Annotated in this window: 13 protein-coding genes; 7 read left to right on the top strand and 6 right to left on the bottom strand. The window is 49.2% G+C overall.

From position 1 onward, the window contains the following. The first annotated feature begins 8 nt into the window (after positions 1 to 8). The 4 genes from GJA_RS15790 to GJA_RS15775 are packed head-to-tail and all read left to right on the top strand — an operon-like array spanning position 9 to position 5,884. A complete protein-coding gene (locus GJA_RS15790; protein WP_242404555.1) occupies positions 9 to 1,286 on the top strand; it encodes a tyrosine-type recombinase/integrase in 1,278 nt (425 codons plus the stop codon). Next, positions 1,283 to 3,214 carry a hypothetical protein gene (locus tag GJA_RS15785; protein WP_038493938.1) on the top strand — a complete coding sequence of 644 codons (1,932 nt, stop codon included), beginning with the start codon at positions 1,283 to 1,285 and terminating at the stop codon, positions 3,212 to 3,214. The genes GJA_RS15790 and GJA_RS15785 overlap by 4 nt, the downstream gene beginning before the upstream one ends. A 2-nt stretch (positions 3,215 to 3,216) precedes the next feature. Continuing rightward, positions 3,217 to 5,418, top strand: a complete 2,202-nt coding sequence (locus GJA_RS15780; protein ID WP_038493935.1) for a hypothetical protein — start codon at positions 3,217 to 3,219, stop codon at positions 5,416 to 5,418. Beyond that, the gene (locus GJA_RS15775) at positions 5,411 to 5,884 is read left to right on the top strand and encodes a hypothetical protein (RefSeq protein WP_038493932.1); all 474 of its coding nucleotides are present in this window, start codon (positions 5,411 to 5,413) and stop codon (positions 5,882 to 5,884) included. The genes GJA_RS15780 and GJA_RS15775 overlap by 8 nt, the downstream gene beginning before the upstream one ends. A 374-nt stretch (positions 5,885 to 6,258) precedes the next feature. Here GJA_RS15775 and GJA_RS15770 read toward each other — a convergent pair whose 3' ends face one another. Continuing rightward, entirely contained in the window at positions 6,259 to 6,573 is a 315-nt protein-coding gene (locus GJA_RS15770) for a hypothetical protein (RefSeq protein ID WP_038493929.1), read from the bottom strand. 433 nt (positions 6,574 to 7,006) lie between these two features. Between GJA_RS15770 and GJA_RS15765 the strand changes: the two genes are divergently transcribed. Continuing rightward, the gene (locus GJA_RS15765; RefSeq protein ID WP_051780957.1) at positions 7,007 to 9,502 is read left to right on the top strand and encodes an AAA family ATPase; all 2,496 of its coding nucleotides are present in this window, start codon (positions 7,007 to 7,009) and stop codon (positions 9,500 to 9,502) included. 257 nt (positions 9,503 to 9,759) lie between these two features. On the opposite strand, the gene GJA_RS15760 is transcribed toward GJA_RS15765, so the two are convergent. Further along, a complete protein-coding gene (locus GJA_RS15760; protein WP_038493926.1) occupies positions 9,760 to 11,547 on the bottom strand; it encodes an ATP-binding protein in 1,788 nt (595 codons plus the stop codon). Beyond that, positions 11,544 to 12,698, bottom strand: coding sequence for a hypothetical protein (locus GJA_RS15755; protein WP_038493924.1), 1,155 nt, complete (start codon positions 12,696 to 12,698; stop codon positions 11,544 to 11,546). Before GJA_RS15755 ends, GJA_RS15760 begins: the two co-directional genes overlap by 4 nt. Positions 12,699 to 13,662: 964 nt before the next feature. Between GJA_RS15755 and GJA_RS27410 the strand changes: the two genes are divergently transcribed. Both GJA_RS27410 and GJA_RS26805 read left to right on the top strand, forming a co-directional pair. Further along, the gene (locus GJA_RS27410) at positions 13,663 to 14,217 is read left to right on the top strand and encodes a Pycsar system effector family protein (protein WP_144241559.1); all 555 of its coding nucleotides are present in this window, start codon (positions 13,663 to 13,665) and stop codon (positions 14,215 to 14,217) included. Positions 14,218 to 14,232: 15 nt separating this feature from the next. Next, on the top strand, positions 14,233 to 15,612 hold the full coding sequence (locus GJA_RS26805; protein WP_167541127.1) for an adenylate/guanylate cyclase domain-containing protein: 1,380 nt from the start codon (positions 14,233 to 14,235) through the stop codon (positions 15,610 to 15,612). A gap of 147 nt (positions 15,613 to 15,759) precedes the next feature. On the opposite strand, the gene GJA_RS15745 is transcribed toward GJA_RS26805, so the two are convergent. The 3 genes from GJA_RS15745 to GJA_RS26800 all read right to left on the bottom strand — a co-directional run bounded on the left by GJA_RS15745 (position 15,760) and on the right by GJA_RS26800 (position 21,178). Further along, positions 15,760 to 16,743, bottom strand: a complete 984-nt coding sequence (locus tag GJA_RS15745) for an IS5 family transposase (RefSeq protein WP_038493918.1) — start codon at positions 16,741 to 16,743, stop codon at positions 15,760 to 15,762. Positions 16,744 to 16,902: 159 nt separating this feature from the next. Then, positions 16,903 to 19,461, bottom strand: a complete 2,559-nt coding sequence (locus GJA_RS26260) for an AAA-like domain-containing protein (RefSeq protein WP_169803238.1) — start codon at positions 19,459 to 19,461, stop codon at positions 16,903 to 16,905. A gap of 52 nt (positions 19,462 to 19,513) precedes the next feature. Beyond that, positions 19,514 to 21,178 (bottom strand): SIR2 family NAD-dependent protein deacylase, encoded by a 1,665-nt coding sequence (locus GJA_RS26800; protein ID WP_167541126.1) that lies wholly within the window; start codon positions 21,176 to 21,178, stop codon positions 19,514 to 19,516. Positions 21,179 to 21,333 lie beyond the last annotated feature (155 nt).

The following is a 21,333-nucleotide window of genomic DNA, read 5'->3' as shown; positions in this document are numbered from 1 at the left end:
GTGACAATATGGAGAACATGTTTCTTCAGGCAGAGGTCGGCATGTTCATTAACTACACCAGTCATCCGAATTTGAAATTGGGGTGGCCTTCTCTTTTTTTGGAAACTGAGCGCAAATTTGAATTGTTCGAGGAGCCAACTCGATTCCTTACGGAACGTTTTGTGCGGTGCGGTTCGACACCAAGCTCGCACACTTGGCAGAAGGCTGCCTACGGACTCAAAAGTTGGTTCCAGTTTTTGCAAGCGATTGAGCGTGACTGGCTGGACGCGAGTGAGCAGGACCGTATCGACTTCAGGGATACTTATCTCCAATCGATTAGCCCGAAGACTGGCAGGCGCTATGGTGAAGATGGTGTGAGGAGCGCTATGGTCGTGGTACGTTTGTTCTACCAGCATTGTGCGAATCGCGGCGCTTATTACGGCGACATCGGTGGCAGTTCAGATGTTGCCGAATATAGGGTACCGATAGACCGAGACTCCTTTGCGCATACTCGTGCAAATGCGATTTGCAGCGTGAAGGACCGAGCCCTGCCAAAGATGCGTCCAGGCGTCAAAATTCATCCGCTGACAGTCCGCGATTTGAAAACTCTCCTCTGTTATCTTGGTCCTCAGGCTGCTGCTCGCGAAGGTGACCAGCGCGTGGTGCGCAATCGCCTAATCAGTGATTTAGGATGGGCGGTTGGCCTTCGACTAAGCGAAATCAACAGCCTAACTACGCTGCAATTTATGACGCTAGTCCCTGACCCTGCTGCGCCTTTTGTGGGCATGGCTCTCACCATAGAGCGTGGAAAGGGAAACAGGGCCAGACAGGTAATGGTACCCTCGTGGCTAGTCATGGATATACAGGCGTATATGGAAGGCGAACGGACTACTTTACTGCGGGCGACTAAGACCAAGAATAGACACTCAACAACGCGTCTCTTTCTTGGTCTTGAGCACTCCGACAGTGCTGGTGAGCCAATTACGAACGCAGCATTACAGAAAATGTTTAGGGAGGCCTGCCTGGCTCTCGGATTGGTGACTGTCATCGAGAAGACAGATCCAGAAACCGGGATGAAATTTACGTATAAGACGCCGCGACACTCGTTGCACGATTTGCGTCACACATATGCCGTACTGACCTATCACGCTGAACGCGCTAACGGTAACGCTGAGCCTTGGAAAAGGATACAAGCTCAACTCGGTCACCGAAGTCTCCAAACGACAATCGATACTTACCTGTCGCATGTTCAAATATTCACTGACCAGCCAGGCTTGCTCGACGTAAGAAGAATGCTCGGGTTATGACGATGGAGCCTGTTAGACCTGAATCGCGGAAGGATTTGAAGCGCGGACGCAGGAAGCTCTCATCTGCGGCAAGCAGCGTCGCGCAAGTGAAAACCAAGATGGCTCAAGGCCATAGCATCGAGTATGTTGCACACGCTCGTATCGAGCAAAGCATGGACTCTAAAACTGGCGATCAGATCTTGACCGCCATATTCCCGCAAAAAGGCGGATGTGAGCCGCATCGTGTAGATTTGAGCTTCCTGCTTGCCTTCCCCAACCTCCAGCAGCTATTCACAGAAGCGTTTCTACGTTGGGGCTCCAACGTTTCGGCGGCTACGCGTACAAATGCAAAAGGCAACTTGAGCTACTTCTTTGGGTATATTGGGATGAATTGGCCTAGTACATTGCATCCTGGCGAGATTGACGATGAATTACTGGCAGACTTTAAAGATAGGCTGTTGAGGGAGACTGGGCAGCGAGGCAAGCCCTTGCACCCTACTACCATTGGACGTGCGTTGGGCGCGGTGCGATCGATCATGGATGCGCTTGACACCGGGCCCTGGGCTGATATGGCTCGGTATATCTCCGAGCGGGTCCCTCCCGGACCTATAGGGGGAAACCGAAAGTCGATACCAACAGAGGTGTTGGACACCGATCTGCTGTTGTCGATCATCGAAGTTGCAGAGCGGGAGGTACTGATCATTGAGCAGCGATTCTCCGGGCGGAACAGTTTATTGGAGAAAGGTCGACTGTGGCTACAGGATCCCAGAAGATCCGTACATAACAATCGTTGCGACTACGAGGATCTGGCGGTTTGCCTTGCTGCTCTGGAGGCCGCCTATCCTGGCACGATTCCAAATCTGCCAGTAATTCGCGACAAGTATCCAGCGTTGGGTTGGGCAATTGAGAGCATACACGGCCAAACAGCGGTATGCTCGTATTTCTATCCATCAGGTCGTGACCTCGTTCCGTTTGTTCTGCTGCTGACTATAACGACAGTGTTCAACGCCGACACTGTATTGAGCTTGGATTGGGGAGACATCTCTTTTGAAAAGGAACAGGCAGGTTCTCCGGCCATTGAAATTATCGGAACGAAGGGGCGTGCCTCAAAGGACTTGGTGCGCCTGCTTGATCCTGATGTAGCAGTTTCGTCGCAGTTAGGCCTAAAACGAATGCTCTCATGCTTACAGAATATTACGTCTCGTATCAGACCAGAGGTCTCGGTAGAGCACATGGGTCGTTTGTTTTTGTTTGTTCAAAAAGTGGGTACGAAGAGACCCAAGGGATTCGGCTTGAATGGTCAGCGTTTTTTACTTCCATCAAACGATCCAGTCTGGAAGAAAGCTCTTCAAAAATTTATAGCTGACAATAAACTATCTCAATTTAACCTTAGTCAGCTACGTCCAACTATATTGGATCTAGTTCAGTTCATGGATGGCAGCCTTGAGGCGGCCCGTCTAGTTGGTAATCATGGCAATCCGGTGACAACGTGGACCCACTATACTAGCGCTGGTATAAGGAAACGCTACCGAGAACGAATAGGGCAGGTCATTGTCTTGCGCGAACGCTGGCTTGATACCAATGGTGTGATCGATCCACGACGATTAACGTTCGGAGAGGATAAAGGGGCTGCGACGCCCGGTTTCTCTTGTCTCGATCCATTCAACTCGCAAAGACCAAATCAACAGCCTGGACGGCTGTGCAAAGATTACGGCGGCTGTCCATCATGTCCAATGGCAGCTGCCCATCCTTCCGACCCTATCTGCGTCGCATATTACACTGCGCTCGAGGTGGCGATCTATAGAAGCCAGGCATTCATGAGCGCCAAGACTTGGATCGAACGCTGGGTCCCGGTTTTGGCTGATCTGAAAGCGCTGCGAGTTTGGATTCCTGCGGACGTAATGAAGGCGTCGATGGACTTTTCAGTACAACTACCGAACGTGGGGTAGATATGACTAACGCTGCCGCTCCTCGCGAACAAGCTAGAAATGATCCCGACAGGAAAAAAATTCATGAATTGATTAGGGATGAGCTCGATCAATATCAGGTCAGCGAACACAGTTTGTTTAATGATAAAGTCTGGTTATTTTCCAATCCCACCCCCGGATCAAAAAAGTCGCAGTCTTCTCTCAATTGGGGAATGGAACTATTCGACGGCAGTCGACTAATAGATCAGCAACATACAGCGCGCCTGCATTGGGCGAGAGTATTAATGCTTACGCTACTTGTATTACCATCCGACGGACGCAAGCCTGCGCCCGGATCAATGGGGCCGATTCAAGTTGAATTTAAGTGGCTGCTGTCTTGGATGAGCGAAGCAGGGTACTACGATCCACACGAACTTACCCAAGCCGTGATTCAACATTATGTAGATCAGCTCCCGAGCTTTATCGCGGCCCATACCGATGATGGCGAGATCGGCGTGTCTGTCGCTGTAAGGACGTTGGCGATACTCATGCGGTTGTGGGATCAGCGCTTGGCATTGTCAAAGATGGGGGTGAAATCGTTGGCGAGTCACCCCTTTGATGGCCGCGGAGCATGGGCCATAGCCAAGAACGTTGCCACTAAAGTGCCGGGATGGATTAAGCCGTTGCCAGACGAGGTGGCTATTCCCTTGTTGAACAAGGCTGCATGGTTTCTTGGTACGCCAGCTGACGATGTGCTTAGATTGCTGGATGTGATTCGTGATCCCCTTGCTGGTACGGTGGTCAAGGTGAAGAGCTCGCGGGGTTCCGAAGTGGCCCGGAAAAAGACCGGAACAAGAAAACAAGCAAGACTTCGGCGGGCAAGGAAGTTCTTGGATAGTTTTGAGTTCGGCATTCCTCCCGGCCACACCCAACCTTGGCATGGGCCACTCGATTCTATATTCGAATGCTCGTCTGATCGGAGATCGGCTCGAATGTCGCGAATTCGGGAATTGTGGGAATCTGTGCGGGACGCTGCCTCGATCATGGTGCAGGCATGCTCGGGAATGAGGGTGTCAGAATTACTGGGTATTCAGGCCGGCATCGACGAGGCCAGCGGCCTTCCGAACGGTGTTCGTCTGGAGCGAAGCACAACGGGTCTGTACGAATGGTTCGTTATCAGCTCTGTTCTCTCCAAGACCGAAGGGGGCCTACCACGTGAAGTTGACTGGGTACTAGGTATGCGTCCCGTAGGAAGCAGGGAAATTCCGTTGGCCGTTCGAGCGTTGTGCATTCTCAATCAACTATACGAACCTTGGAGAGCCCGTGCGCGCACGCGGCGACTGATTCTGTCGGGCAGATGCGGTAAAACTCTGTCTGTTGCATCGACGGATCTTGGAGCGATGGCAAGCACTAAGCTAAACGAATCGATGCAGCGCTTCATTGTATGCTGGGTTGACCTGTCCGGCTTGTCCGACGAGAGCGCGCGCAAGACCGAAGACAATGATCTTGTGCCTTGGCGTGAAAGCAAAGGAGCAATCTTTAGGACGCACATGCTTCGCAAAAGTTGGGCACAATTCGCTTTGGCTTGCGATCCTCGGCTGCTACCCGCGATACAGATGCAGTTTCATCACGTGAGTCTAGCTATGACCGAGGGTGGTTATATCGGCCGCAACCCGCTGCTGCTTGGCGAGATCAGCTCAATGTCCGTACAGAAAGTCTATCTGACAGTTTTCGATAGCGTTATGGGAAAGTCCGCGTTGGCGGGGAGGATGGGCGAACAGTTGGAGTTTTCCTTGGCAAAATTGCGTGATGAGGTAGGCGAATTGCCTACGTCGAGCAAATGGCAACGCGCCGTCGAGTGGAGTGACCGCAACGATCTCAAGATGTTCTTCACTGCGCATGCGACTTGTTGTCCGACTCGTGCAAGCGAGATGCGCTGCCATGATGCTTCGGGCACTCCAATCTGGTTGCGTAAGGCTCCTAACACTGCGACTCGTGAGCCAAGCTTATGTGCTGGCTGTGCCTGCGCAATTATGGACATAAGCCATGAGCCATTCTGGTCTGACCGTTATGTAGCCTGCGAGACATCGGTGCGCCAGGCGGCAGCGGCTGGATTACACCTCGGCCTGTTTCGGGAAATCCGCTTCCGCGCCGACCAAGCTAGGAGCATCCTGAAGAAGTTCGGCTCGGATGTGGGGGCGCTGGACGCCCGTGTGGTGATAATCATGGAGAACGAACATGCCTAGACTTAAGAAGGAAGCGCCGGCACAAGACCCGATTGAGCAGGATTTCCTAGAGGCCTTCGACCGGTTGTGCGATGGCGAACCGAAAAACAAAAAGCTCAAAGCGCGTAAGGTCAAAGGAACGTTGAAAGTTAATGCTTCGAATGTGGCGCTGGAAGCAGGTCATTCCCGTACGCTGATTGCCTTGGAAACAGGATGCCGGTACCCGCGGATACGTGAACTGATTAAACAGCATACGGCCGGACTCGACGGCGTGCCCACGACCTTAAATGAAGTCATCAAGCGTCTGCGCGCCGACAATGCGGAATTGAGAAGCCAGCTTAATACGCACAAGGCGGCTGTATTGGCACACTTTACTGCTCGAGACAAAGCCGAGAAAGAGGCCGCCCGCGAGCATGCGGCAGCGTCTCGCCTGAGAAAAGAGCTCGCAGAGGTGGGCAACGTTGTAGCAATCGTGTCGAGGGAATAGTAGTGACCTACCCTGTATCTTGTGGTGTTGGAGTCAGGTCAACCTTCCCTATTTTTCCAACGTTGGAAATTTAAGCAATTCTAGCTTGATATATAGCAGATCTGATCTGGCCTAACAAAAGCTGTCGGATGAATTAGCGTTTCCGACCACGCAGGAAAGCAGCCATCGAAACTATGCTAAGCTGTCCACTGAAATCGCTTCCTGGTCGAAAGCCGGGAGGCAGTGGAGGAATCCACAACGCCAACCACTGAAAATGGAGCATAACAATGGCTAACGGCACACCTTTCTATTCCACTTTATTCCATTGCATGCACGACGAGCAAAGTGCCCCCGGCGCACGCTTTCCTCGATACACAATCTTTCGAGCAGTTGACTCACGCAATGTCAGCCAAGAGTTGGTCGCGCGTCCCCGTGTTCATGATTTTGCCGTTATATGGGATGACGATGATGACACTCGCATCATTTGCGTTATCGAAGAGATGCTCATGGAAGGGTTGCTGCCTGGCGTGCAATTCATCGGCGAACATAAGGGTGTTCTGACGGTTATCCTGGCCGCGCGTACATATTGGGAGCTTGATACAGAAAGCTATATAGCAAAAGTTAGCGCCCTTACCGTAGCAGCCGGAGATCACTGGTTGGTAGAGCTCGGCATGTTCGACCACTCTCCGGGCAATCTCCGAAATCGCCACCAGTGCGATTTCCGTGACATAGTTGGGAGTTCAGACGGTGACGTGGCATTCCTCTTTATGCTTGACTCAGCTTGGAACCTGGGCACAAAGGAATGGGACAGCGTAGGCACGCCCCCTGTCAATCGACCAGCGCCGGGTCTATCTCCATTCAGTCGAGCGAGCCGCTACCTAACTAAGCCTGAGCGGAAACCTTCTTGGAGCGCACAGCTGCCATCTAATGTTTTTCCGCAGTCAGTAGCACCTACACCACCAGAACCGCCAGTGCCTCCGATTTTGCCGATAGTGCCTCCGGCTCCTATGCTACATAACAGACTCACTCATCAATGAGTGCCTTACACGAATTGACCAGATTCTTGGTGTTGTCGGCCAATTTGAGGAGAAAGAACTGCCAGGCTGAATGGAGTGAGGAAAGTATGATGGGAGAGGAATATCCATGGCGCGCATGATTCCGGTCGCAGGACCGCAAGATACGAATAGTCGTGGCGAGAAGAAAATTTATGACATGTTAAAGCAAGGCTTATCGGACGACTTCACCGTAATTCATAGTCTTCCGTGGCTGGCTCGAGGTGTCAAAGAAATCGATCCCAACTACGCTCCGACGGGAGAGATTGATTTTCTCGTAATTCACGAATCATTGGGTCTCTTAGCACTTGAGGTCAAGGGTGGGAAGCAGAGTGTCAAGGACGGACTTTTCATCTATGTGAAGACCGGAAACACTGGGAATCATGTCCTTCAAACGCGCAATAATCTTCACGGTCTAGCCCGGTGGCTGGGCAATGACCCCCGTCTACGCTGGCGCATTGGCTACGGATTGGTCTTCCCAGATAGTGTGTTTGGCGAGAACATAATTAGTCCTGGACTCGTCGACGTCACCGTCACGCCACCGCAATCGCTGTTTATTGATCGCATGAGTATGGATGCTCCTGAACTGGCAGCCCGAATTCGTGAACTGATGGCGTATTGGAAGCAAACCCTCGGCAATCCAACACTTGGCTCCAGTCGTGCGGCCCGTCTCGTTCAAGTGCTATGCCCTACGTTTGACGGCACCCCATCGTGGGGAAACCGAGTTGAATATGACAATCGTGTTTGGTTACGCCTGACTCAGGAGCAAGCTTCAGTCGTGAACACTCTCATGAGTCAGGCCCGCATGGTAGTAACTGGGTGGCCGGGTACAGGCAAGACGTTAATCGCGGTCGAGATCGCCCGGCGCATGATCGCTGAGGGTAAGCGAGTGTTAATGTTGACGTTCAATGCCTTGCTTGTCGAGCATCTGCGAAGAGAGATCGCTTATGCAACGATGGCGAGAGTAGCGACCTGGCATGGATTCTGTTCGGAGTACGCTAGGAGACTGCCCGGGCAATTCGAATCCAATTCTACCTGGCTGGAACACGGTTGCTTGGAGGACCTGCAGAGTGCCCAAGCTAACGGTCTGATCCCAGATTTCGATGTACTCATTCTCGACGAGGCGCAAACCCTCCGTCAGGGGTGGTGCGCCTGGCTCGCAGCGCAATTTATGGGAAAACCGATTATCGCTTTCTGTGATGAAACCCAGAGATTCGCTTTTGAGAAAGAGCGGATTTCCACCAACGATCTTTGCAATGTATTCGGGATTGAGGGCCCATTTTCTCTTACGATTCCATTGCGATCTCCCCGCAGCGTGTTCGATCGTTTGCAGCGGGTTCGACAGCCTTCGTACCAGATGGTCAACCCGCGTGATGTGGAAGAAGATACATTGCAAGAGCGTGTAGTCGGAAACGTGAACACTGCTATTGATGCCTTAATTGGGGACTTAACGGCCAAAGGGGTCAACCGAGCAGACATCGTCGTGTTGTCGAGGTTCGGGTGGTCGCGCAATCGTATCAGTGCCGAGCGCTATGAAACGGTTGCTCGCTTTCGTGGCATGGAGGCGCCTGTCATTATTATTGCGGGAGCCGATGATATGGACGATATCGAACTGTTCTGCGCCTACTCCCGCGCCACGACGGTTTGTATCGCACTGTACGAAGCGGAGCCCTTGGGTTGCAAATCCTCGCACGGGAAGTTTCAAGAGCTGGTCTTGGAACATCCAGACAATGCAAACATCGCGAATGCTGCGAGAGAACAGGGGCTGACCAGATTCATCTTGGCCCGGCATATCGAGTCTGCCTCTGTTGGACTCTCCTCCGTGGAGCTGTCCTGGTGTGATACCTGGAAATGCTGGTTCGTTGACAGGGAAGACGACGCAGAGGCTGCGGACCTTTGGATAGACTACTTGCTGGCATACCACAACTGGCCGGTGTATTCCTGGACATCGTCATGCCGACGCAAAATCAAACGTGAAGATCCTTCGGTCAATAAGGTTCCGGGTGATCTGCGCACGGAGATCTATGAACTCAATGTGTGTGAAGCTTGTACCGACATAACGCCGCACGTGCCCCAATTGCGTCAAGCGCCCATATGCCAATGCTGCGCTGGTGCGATCGAGGAACGAGCGACACCGTCACAAGACGTCTTGGCAATGCTGCGAAAATTCGATGCAATCATCACCTCACCGAATCCAGGAGTGATTGCGCAGGAAGTGAAAAATTGCCTCCCCTTGCCACTGGCCGCATTGGGGGCGCGGATATATGCCAGAGCCAGGCCGCTAGGTGTTCCTGTCGAGCTGAACCAACTCGCCAATTCCAGCACCCTTCATCGATTGGCAACGGCATTCATCTATTCTCGGATTAGCGTGAAGCAGGTAGGTACAAAGTTCGAGCGTGACATGCTAGCGAAAGACACTGGCCGCTATGTTCTTCCCGAAGGTCTCACGCCGGAAGCATGGCGCCAGGCGATAGCGCGCTGCCTTGGGCAAAGCGCCAAGGCCGGTCTTCTGAGGAAGCAAAAAGATGGCGTATTTGAAACCGTTCCAATCGGCAATTCGGCCAGTCTTGAGTTCGATGAAGTCTGACGGCAGCTGTCAGATGAGATAAAGTCCTCAATGCTGACTGCGGGTCACTAGCCGCCGGTGATGTTGCAAACATCGCGGGCTTTACGCGCTGAAGGACAGCGATCCTGGCATGGATACCATCTGCTTTCCCGATCTTGATGTAATCTCCATCGCGGAATACCAAAATGTACAGGTTACTCATTTGCATTGCGTGACGTCCTTTCTAGAGAACAGGTGAAACGCTGGCCGGATGCTGCCAGCGCAAAGCCAATTCGTATTCAAACGAGATCATCAATGTTGTCCGACCAGATTTCAGAGAGATCCACATCCTCACTGTCTGGCTGCTTATGCCTTTCCAGAAGGTCTACCTGCAGAGTCATTGGCAAGTCAAATGAAGAGCCGGTCACGATGCAGCAGCCTTTTGATAAATTGGGGATTTGCGCTTTCGATATCTGGTCGAGTGTACTGATCGCGTTTTCGATCAAATACAGGTCTCGCTCGTTCACCAGGCGATGAATAAAAAAATTGTGAAGCTGCGAGACAATCGTCGGCGAAATGTCGGCCGGGCGTTGGCTTGACAATGTCAAGAGCATGCCGAATTTGCGACCTTCCTTGATGATCTCCTCAAACAGCTCAAGGCGGTAGTCCCGCCATACCTCATGCTCCCTTGCCGATTGTTCCGACAAGATATTATGAGCTTCATCAATTATCAGGTGCATCGTTCTGTCCGGCGGGGATGCGACACTGTTGCGGTGGCTGTTGTAGTAATGCTTCGCAACCAGCAAGGGGAGAACTTTCTTCGTATCCTGATTGCAGTTCCGAAGCGAAATCACAGTCAAAATACGCTCGTCGGGATTGGCGCCCGAGATTTCAACGACGCGCCGCAGGTTCGTGAATGCGGACTCAGCGCGTTTGAGTAGCGGCTGGATGTGCTCGAACTGAACAAAGCCGCTGAGAACGTCCAGTGTGAGCTGCAGGTGCGCTCGCAAGATGAATTCATCAAAAGCGTTGAAGTCGCCTAGGTCCACACCATTTACCAATGCTTGAAGCAAGCCAGCGTAGACAATTCCATCAGAATCGAAAAAGCGCGGCCCAGCCACAAAAAACTTCCCCTGCTGGCTATGCCATTTGATCGTTGCCAGGAATTCTTGCAGGTCATCTGCTTGTGTCATCTTGCAGACGACACGCAGGAGATCTAGGCATTCCGTTTTTGGTCCCGCTGAAGTGAAAACCGACTTGCAAGTATATGAAAAAAAGCGTGCCAAGCTATTCTCTTGTTCCCGGTACTTAGCCCTGGCCGTCACGACGCGATTAATGAACGGTCGCTGCGTGTTCGTGGTTGCCTGAAACAAGATTGAAAGCGTCTCAGTATGCCAGAACTCTTCATCATTGATAGTGATCTTGTCCCCGCCTTCGGCGTTGGTCCGAAGTCGGATTACCTGCTTTTGTTCAGCACCGATCAACTGGTTATTCGTGTACTCCCCGTTGAAGTCGAGCAGTACGAACTTGCTCTTGCCAGCGAAATCCTGTGCTTTGGTTTCAAACAAGGCGGTGTAGAGCTTGGTGAGAGTGTTTGACTTGCCACTGCCAGTATTTCCAAAAATTCCGATATGCGTGTTAAATAGACGCTGCCAAGGGAGGGAAATAGGAATTTCTTCCTTGAGAAGCTGGCCGATCACCAGTCCGCTAGTCGTATCCTTGGGCGCGTAAAGGGCCTTGATTGCGGATTCTTGCATGAGGAAGGCAGAGTCCTTGATCATAGGAAGGAACTTGATGCCTTCTCTGAATCGCCCATCCTCTAGATATCCAATTGGTTTTACCTCGACTCGTCGGATAAAATAAGAACTTGCACCGTCGCCCTCGACTCTGCGCTCATCCAGGTATTCACCTTGCACCATGCATACGATGTCCCTGAACCCACGCTGTATCGACAAATATTCCCGGATCGACACTCCTTTGTACTTCTCGCCATGCAAGAACAGCGTGTCGCGGTTCGACTCTTCAAAGATTCGAATCGAAATCTTGGTCCCTTCGACCGCGACGACTTCGCCAACACGAATGGTCATTCGGCCGCCCCTCCAGCCAAAGCGACGTTGGCACTCACTGCCGTTGGTGACGCTGTGAAAACCTGTTTATTGAATGCTGTGAAATCCAGCGGATCATCGAGCACGATGGTCTGCACATTCGGAAACTCGCTAAAGTACCCATCAATAGTAGCCTTCGCGCCCGCGCTGTAACAGCACACATAGAGTTGAAGTGAAGGATTCGACAGGGATCGCCGAACCAGCTGACGAATATGTTCATCCGCAAATGAAAACCCAAAGGTCAACAATACTGCATGAGGCTTTTCAAGCTCATAGCTAAGGTAGCGGAGCATCTGGTAATAGTGCTCTTCGAAGACGGTTTCGTGGAACTTCCACTTGGTGGGGTTGACGATGGGAAGCAAATCGTATTTCCCCCAAAACGCAGAAGTCTCTTTGCCCACAAACTTCACATCGGGAAGATCATCTATCGCCTTCGTTGGGTCGAGCAGAACATTTGAAAATTCATCACACTTCGCAAACCCGCCTGAAGTCACGAGCCTTTCCCCATTGTTGGTGAGGTAGTTGACCTGAATGCGATCTGCATCTTTGAACCAATAATTTGAACCATGCAAGTGGATCAAGTTAATTTGCGAAACCTCGTTTCGATGTCGCCCGAAGATCCCGGTTTGCGTCGTCACCGTACTGAAATTCCTGGCGTCTAGATATCGACGCTTGAAACCGGTTGTCCCATCATTTAAGTAGAACTCATGCTTGCGTTCCTTCCACAGCTCCTCGGCCGCGTGAGCAAGGCATCCATCGTAGTTTGTTGTGAATAGGTTGCACACCTTGCGCTGATCGGCCTTTTTCCGCCTTAACAGCAAGAGCAACGAACCGAGAAATCGCCGGTAATTTTCCAATACCGCCGCATGGACAGCGTTTGCCGTCGTCCCAGTGTAATCAAACGCCAGCACAGGTTCGATGCACGTTTTGTAGTAGTGCATGAACAACGCGGAATAGCGCGGGTCAGTTCGATCCTGAAACAACGTGGCCAGTGACTCAACCGTGGTATTTGCGCCGTCATTCGATTTGATACCAAGTTCAAGCGTTGGGAATAAGCCATACGATGCGCCGGAGCCGATCAAGATATTGATATTTTGATCACAAAGATCGCTAAAGCTAAATGTTGAGGTCATTGGGCGCAACCTATTCCAAGGTTAATATCGTTGCAATCAATATTACCATTGAGATCTTTCTGAAGGTAACCGAAAAGTCGCCTTTCTACTAAGTTGGGCGAAGCGGTGCTTCCCCGCTTCAATATTTTCCAAAAGCAACAAAATTAACCGCTTGAATGCGGCATGGGTGATCGCATAAAATACTGTATGTGCATACAGTATTTTGGAGAGCCTATGAAGCCTTTTTGATTCCAAGAACGAAGGCCAGCACAATGTGACTGCCCGCCGTGTTCCAAATCGACCACTGCAATGAGCAGGAAGAAGCCGACGACGAAGTCGAGATGCATGTGCTGGCCGCTTGCGATTGTCCTATAACCCAAGTGCGTTGCGCAGGGGGCGCTCTTCAAACTCCGGGCGCGGCTACTGCCGCGCCCGGCAAACTATCTTGCCTCGTAAGCGGCTTTTTGGAGTTTCTCAGGGCTTTGACACCTGCGGCATACCAGCAAACCTGCTCGCCGGCTTGTGACGGCGTAAAGCGTAGCCGCGGGGCCGACTTGCAGGCGGCGAGGTATTTGTCGTTGCGTTCGGCTTCACATCCACTTGCAAATGGGCAACGGATTGTCCGGTTTACTAAGACTATGGTGGCTACAACGGAGCCGTCGGTTTTAAGGGGATGTTGGTTGAAATGCAAAGCTGATTGAAGAGCTCTGAGGCAACTGGCCGCGCTGTCGGTGTCCGTAATTAAACCAGGGTCGATCCATTACATATCCTGACCATCATTAGGCTTTTCTTGGATAAAAAGGCAGTCAAGCATCGCACCCATACGCTTTTTGAAATCTAATGTCCTTATTGTCTCAGGTCTGCCAGCCACAGAGAACGGCGCGATGAATAAATCAGCGGTTACCTAAACGTAGTTCGCTTTTTTTGAAAATAACGAGGTAAAATGGGTCGGAATTCGCTGCAAATCAACATCTAGGATTAAAAAATGACGACTATCTCAGGCGATATTTCAAAGCGATCTGAAAATCAACAAAAACTACTTTTTGAAATTATTAAGAGGTACGATGCTTATATTGGCGCCGCAAACACAAAAATTGCGATCATCTTGTCTTACTGCATGGCTTACATCGGCGGTATTGCTTTCAAAATTATCGATTTGATAGCCAAAAGGGATCACAACTGGACTTGGTGGTTACCAATTGTCTCGGCGGGAATATCTATTGCAGTCACATTTTATTCTGCATATCGCGCATATGGGGCGTTAAATCCTCAAATGCCAAGTGGGCGCGCTAATCACGAAAAACCATCAATTATATTTTTTGGCGATGTTGCGGGATTAAATGGAGGGCGAGATGGTTACGTACACAGAATTAACGAAATTACTGACGCAGAAATAGTTGAGGATTTGTCGCGACAAGCGCATGTCTTGGCAAATATTGTTTCTCGAAAAATGGCTTTACTTAATCAATCGACCCAAGCTATTGCGACAATACAGTTACCCTTAAGTTTATTGACTATTCTGTTGCTGTGCATTATTTGATTTTAGATGGTAGATATGAAAAATAAAAACCAAGAATTATTCCGAGCTAGCTTTGAATCTTTATACGCCTCAGAGAGTCAATCCACTCGCGCAATCATTGACGATTTTGGACGGCCAACGATGGAGAGCGCCGCTACTTCGTCCTCTATCGTTTTTGATAGTGCGGATCACCAAGGATTCGGTTTGGCTAACGTATCCGCCGATGAGTATGTCATTCAAAAGCCAATACGCGAGTGGTTTGGAAATACTGGAGTCAATACAGGCACAATCGGGGCACATCCGGATTTTGAATATTTAGTTGGCACTGACGATACAAAATATCACCATATCACAACTGTATTTATCGATATAAAAAATTCTACTCGACTTTCACTTCGTTATGGACTACCTCAGGTACAGAAAATAAAAAATACAATTCTGCGGGCGGCTTCAGAGACAGTAAGAGCATTAGATGGGCATGTCCACCGTTTTATGGGTGATGCCCTTATGGCCTATTTTGGCGGTATGCGACGTGACTCCGAGAGTGCTTGCATGGCTGCGATTAATTGTGCCGCAATGCTGCGCTTACTGATGGATGAATCTATCGGTCCTGGTCTTTTAAAGCAGGGGATTGACGCAAATGACATTGGTTTTAGAGTAGGCATCGATTATGGCGGCGATGACCAAGTCCTATGGTCTTCATATGGCTACAGAGACGTGTCCGAAGTTACGGCAACTTCCTTCTTCGTTGACGCGGCTGCAAAACTGCAATCGATGGCATCAAAAGACAGCGCTATGCTTGGAGGTAATTTAGTCCGATACCTTGATTTCCCTCATAGCTTAACCGGTCAAAAAACAAAAATGCGCGATGGTGTGCCAGTGCCAATACCCTACTTATTGCCGAACTATTCGGTATTTGGTGGAGAAAATCACAATTACGAGATTCATGAATTAAAGTTCAGGGAATTTGTGCGGCTCTTGCCAATTCCACTAGAAATGCGCCAAAAAATAGTAAATGGTGTGCTTGCTTACCCCGGCATCCAATTTCAAGCGTTTTGCCGAGACATGCAGTCCTATAATGAGTATAGATCAGTCTCTAGGTGTGTTAACAAGGGAACGGAAGTAAAATTTCAAATTTTTATCGAGCCTCATGCTCTTGATGGACTTCGCATGCCTTTAAGAGGGGAGTGGATCAGAAAGAATCACGGTCAGCAAGCGGCGGATGCGAATATGAGCCATGACGATCGGGGTGACTTTGAAATTAAACCGAATGCTGCGAATCGTGGTCGCGATCCAAGAAAGTATAGTTGGACGCGGCATGCTGAATATCGTGGTATTCATACCATGGAAATCAGGATTTATGACGTAAATAATAAGCTTCTTTTTTCTGACATTATTGGCATACATATTAGATGATTTACACTAGCGACTAACGGCTAGTCGCTAGGGAAGCGCTGATCAACTCGGTTTTCTGGCAAGGTTGGCGCGCCAAATGGTCACCGGCGAGCCGTTTAAAACCCGTTTTTCGTTCAGTTTGACGCGATGCTTCGCGTCTTTCTGCAATCAAGACGGATTACGGGATTCGGTGATCGTAAAACGTCTCCCGGCCAGTACCAAGTTGGCAAAGGCGAACAAGGTAAAAAGCTGTGCAGTGTTCTTGGCCAAGCCGCGATAGCGCGTCTTACGATGACGGAACAGGTTCTTGATGACATGAAACGGATGCTCGAATTTCGCCCGGACGCTGGCCTTCAGATGCTCCAGCTTTTCCGTCAAGCGTCCCAGCTTATTGTTTGGCAGCGCCTTGCGTTTGGAGCGCTTCATGGCCACGTGCCACGTCACCGATTTGCCGCAATTTTCGGGCCGCTTTTCCACGCCCTGGTAGCCGGCGTCGCCGAGCGTGGCAGTCTCGTCGCCGTGCAGCAGCGCGTGCGCTTGCGTCACGTCGGCGACATTGCCTGCCGTGCCGATGACGATATGCACCAGGCCCGAAGCGGCATCAACGCCGACATGCGCCTTCATGCTGAAGTGCCAGTCATTGTCTTTCGTCGACTGGTGCATCTCTGGATCACGCTTGCCGTCCTTGTTTTTGGTTGACGGCGGCGCGGCGATCAACGTGGCGTCGACGATGGTGTCTTCGCGCATCATCAAACCCTTCTCGGACAAGTGCCCGTTGATCGTATCGAAAATCTGGCGCGTCAGCCCGTTGGCTTCCAGCAGGTGGCGGAACTTCAGCAAGGTTGTTGCGTCCGGCGCCGACTCGCGGCCCAGATCGATGCCGACAAAGGCGCGAATGGATTGGCTGTCGTAGATCGCGTCTTCGATGCCTTCGTCAGACAAGCCGAAGCATTGCTGGGCCACATACATGCGCAGCATGCGCGCCAATTCGATCGGTGGCCGGCCGGCGCCTTCGACCTTTGGATAGAACGGCTCGATCAGTTTGTCCAGCTTGCCCCACGGCGTCAGGCTGTCGATCTCGGCCAGGAAGCGGTCGCGCCGCGTCAGCTTCTTCTTGGCGGCGTATTCAAGGTCGGAAAAGCTCTTTTGCATGGTCGATGGCGGACGGTGGTGATACCGTTATTGTCTCAGCTCGGACTGCCGTAGGGAACGGCACCCGATGAATAAGTCATTGCTTCCTTAGTGTGAGCAACATGGCGGTTCGATTTATTTTAACCTTTCTGGTGTATTGAGAAAATATTTATGATCATACTATTTACTAGATTTGACAATGTTTATTAGGATGCACTTCCCACTTTTCAGATCTTCCTCAACAAACTTAAATTTCTTTTGTTGAGCATCTGATCCAGAGTATTGGACGGTAATCCAGTCATTTCTGCCGACGTTGCGTAAAGGGTTTGGTTTGGGCTTATCCGTTTTGACCCAGCCTCTAGCAATTATTTCTGTATCGCGTTTGATATGGTTTACAGTATCTCTCTCGGCGCTATTTGCAAAAGAAGCGTCATGATCCTTTATTGTCTGCAAATTCCGGATTGAGAGGTCAATGACACTAGCTGTAAAAACTTGACCTGCTTTTGCGCATAAAATCTCATAGTAGTCCATCATTAACGGATAAAAACTCGTTCTATCTGCGGAATTTCTATATTTTCCCCACACGTCGAATAGCAGACGAGCAAGGGGCCATTCAGATCCCTGAATACAAGCGTTACCCAAAACCGTCAGAGCTTCTAAATGCGAAACGTCGAAAAACGAATCTTTTTCTGATTCATGGATATTAAGCTCGTCCAAATAACGAGTCCTTAGCCCTGCTTTTTCGGCGCCACCATAAACCATCACTATTTCGCGATAAACCTCAATTTTTTCATGCCAGTCTTGTTCGACATCGTCAAAGTATCGTATGGCCCATACTAAGATGTTGATAGAATCATTGATGGTTGTGAAATGTGATGACTTATTGTAGAGACTTTTCAATAAGGAAAACTCATTTTCTTCAGAATTCGAAGAAATGCTCAGGCAATGTTTTGCAAAATCTTTAAATTCTTTGACGAGGTTTTCCTTAATCAGAGATGTAAATATATCCACGACCCGAGCTGTACTGAGCTGCAGATGACTGTCATCTATATCAAGTACGAATAGATTCTCTTCAGTTATCAGGTTTAGAAGTTCCCGTAAAACAGCGATCCTAGTGCTCCTATGCTTCGACATATCGCTTTTAGCGAATAGAAGACCGGGTTTATATTTACTGGAGGATAGCGATATTGCACTTTCTAGATCGATATCTGCACGGTCTTCCAGTTTCAATTTGCTTAGCAGTTGTGATCTCAAATAGTAAGCTAGGATAACTATTTCTTGATGCTTTTGTTCGTCTCTCAGTTCTGAGGCACTCATTTCACTAATAATGTTCGAACAGGCTTCTACGCCATCGGTGATTTCTTTTTTATCGCCCGTCATCAAGGTTACGAATGTTTGCTCTAGCTGAGATTTGCAGGAAGTAAGCTTATCTGGACCAGATCTTGCATTAGCGAATGCGACTTTTGCATCTGGGAAATTTTTAGCAACGGCAAACGCAACTCCAAGCTCAAGGTTCAAGTATTGAATCTGTGTTGGATCAGATTCTTCACTTATACAGAGCGTGAGTTCGCTTACCGCATCGCTTGTAAGGCCAATGTGCAAATAAGATAAAGCCAAATGCTTTCGATCTTGTTTTGACAGTGTAACGTTTTTGGCTGATTTTAAAATTCGCCTGAATTCTTCTACCGCCAGGGAATATCTTTTCTCAGAAAAATGCTCGTTCGCATTTGCGAAAATTGACTCGCTACTGGATGTTAGCGACTTCAACCATGAATCGGATAAGGAAGCGTCGATAACTTTATTGGCTATAGTCACATCTTCACCAGCCGATGTGATTATTCCCGCAAGATACAATCTGTTCTTGATGCTTTGATCTAAAACCTCGCCCTTACCGTATCGAATTTCGTCAATAGCATCTCGGATCTTTTGATCCGATTCAACTAAAGTACGAATATGATCTATAGGTGCTCGGTCAAATTCATTCAAATATGTCTTAAAAACAATACTATCAACGTCTTTTTTAGTTAAAAAGCCTGCTGTCTGGAAAAAATTTTCTAGCTCTGCACATATATCCCACGTCATCCGAGGGTTGCCATTTGTCCAGTCAAAAACCCGTCCAGCGACGTCATCGTCTAAATGCAAATTTGCATTATATAAAAATTGAATAAATTCTTGGAAGTTGAAATTTTCTAGATAAATTTTTTCACCAATGTTAAAAGGTGAAATATTCTTATCTTTAATCAGATCAGTTGGCTCGACTACTCCGGACAATACATAAGTTAGTTTTTCATATTCTGGATAATTCGCCCTCGAAAAATACATGCTTCGGATCTGCGAGAGAATGACATCAGAATACGATGTGTTCACCAATGAATCAATTTCATCCAGAATAATGATTATTTTAACAAAAACTTCACGAAGAATGGTTCGCAAATGCCGGTCAAATTCAACATTCGGCTCAAGATTTGCATCTATTCGCTGTTGTGATATGCGTACGGCCGCATCCGGAAACTTTTCACCGTATGCCTCGATGAGCATATCGATGATATTACGAAACCAAGCGCGCGGTGTATCGAAGCGACTAGTCAAATCTATGTAAATGACCATGTCATTGGTTCGCTCACGTTTCATGTGGAGCAGTAGGTTAGTCTTCCCCATCTGTCTCGCAACTAAAACGTAACCTGGCCTTCCCATTTCGTCGATAATTTCTCTGAGCTGGCGATCCGCCGCACGTTCCACGTATATGGAGTCGGGTACTATCGCGGTTGGCTTTAGACTTTTTACGGACATTTTATAGGTCTTTCTTAACCGAATTTATTACTGCGGAAAATGGCCTACGACTCGCAACTTCGTTTCGACTTCGGCGTAAAACCATTTTAACGAATCGTGGGATTCCATTTGCTGCCAGTACCAAGTCCTTTGAATTTTCGGGAGATATTTTTATTTGACCAGATTTTTTAATTCTAACAATAAGGCGGCGAATATCAATATCTTTCCAGTTCTCAATTTGAATGAACTGCATTCTTTCACGAAAATGCTTTAATTTCGGATTTATACTTTTTTCTGGGTTTTCAATTGAAGAAAACATCCACACCACTCGAATGTGCTTAGCTTTTCCGGTGGAAAGCGTGATATGGTATACAAGCTCAAGAAAACGCGCATATTCTTCGCCCTGCGAAATCGGTATTTCCTCTACAAAGATCGAGAGTGTTTGAATATCTTTGATGGTGCTGTAGATTTTGTCGAGATGATTCAGTATGCTAACTATATCGACTACAGGAGGAACGATTATATCGTGCATGCCTATACGCTCATAAAGCTGCGTACATATCGCTGCTATCAACGCTAAAGCGTCTAAATTTTGAAAACTCGCCAAAATTACATGCTCTACTCGCCATCCCGATGTAACCGCTAGTCGCTGTAAAGCTGCCGTCTTACCTACACCACTTGCACCACTAACCCATAAATGAGCCCCGAATGTAGCAGTCGCTATTACAGCATCTAAATCACGGACCTCGTAATAGGGTTCAACGGGGAGCGAGTAAATATCGAAAAGTGCGTCAACAGTCGGTTTTTTGAGTTCAGTTTTTTCTAATTTTTCTATGGAGGTACTAAGATCTACTTGCGTCGTGCCATTGAAAAGCTCTGTCGATGTCTTAATTCTTTCACTACAGATTGCCGGTGTAGTGGCAATGTCGTAATCTGTGATCGGTATAGGTGCAGGTGAGATAGGTGCGTTTGGCGAAATAGGCGAGGCAGTGACCGTCGTAAGGCTGTATAGACTTTGTAAGAACGGGGCAAGGTCATCATACGCATCTCCATAGCTGAGTGGCTGTAACCAAGGCGCCGCGCGAAGTTTTTCCTGAAAGCCGGAGGTATCTGCACTTCGGCAAAGTATGTAATGCTGTGGCGCAACTTCCGCTAACGCGTCTTTTGCCCATTCAATTAGTCGGCTAAAATTTGGATCTAGAACCGTGTCGCCGCAGCCCACAAATAGCAGAGTATGCTGGATGGCAAAGGATCTTAGTACGGTTGATGCGTGAGCATCATTTTTTACCTTGTCGTAAGATAGTTGGCCGAGTACTACTGACTCAGGCGCTTCATAATGGCCGTGCAGGTGAAGCACAGACTGCGAGGCTTCGCCCCTCAATACCTTCTGCACTTGATGCGATTGATCCCAAGTAACGGGCTTGTAGCCGGTGGCCGCCTCAAGTAAATTGTCGTAATTTAAGGTGGCGAGTAAGCCCGGTATATTTCTCAGTGCGGCGAGAATATCTGGCAAAGGTGCCGCCGCCGGTACTACAATTTTCCCGATAGTGTCTTCAAGCCAGCCGCGAAATACACCATGCGAACTATCTCTCATCCGCTGTGAAATGTCTTCGGCTGCGGTAATTAAAAAAGACGTGGAGCCGACTTCGAGCAAGCCTCCCAGCGCCCTAGCTTCCTCTGGCGTCATGAGCCCTTTTGATGCACAAAATTCTACGCCGTGCCGTAACAAACCCGGCCATGTCGCCACTGCGTGCCCGTCAACCTTTAACATAGGACAAGCAGCGACAGAAACCCCTGTTCCAGTAATGGTTACGACTTTGCCGATAGCAAAGTTGCGTTTAA

Origin of the sequence: Janthinobacterium agaricidamnosum NBRC 102515 = DSM 9628 (assembly GCF_000723165.1) — a bacterium.
GTDB classification, from domain to species: domain Bacteria; phylum Pseudomonadota; class Gammaproteobacteria; order Burkholderiales; family Burkholderiaceae_D; genus Janthinobacterium; species Janthinobacterium agaricidamnosum.
The sequence above is the reverse complement of the archived record's forward strand: the minus strand, read 5'-3'. Positions and strand labels throughout refer to the sequence as shown.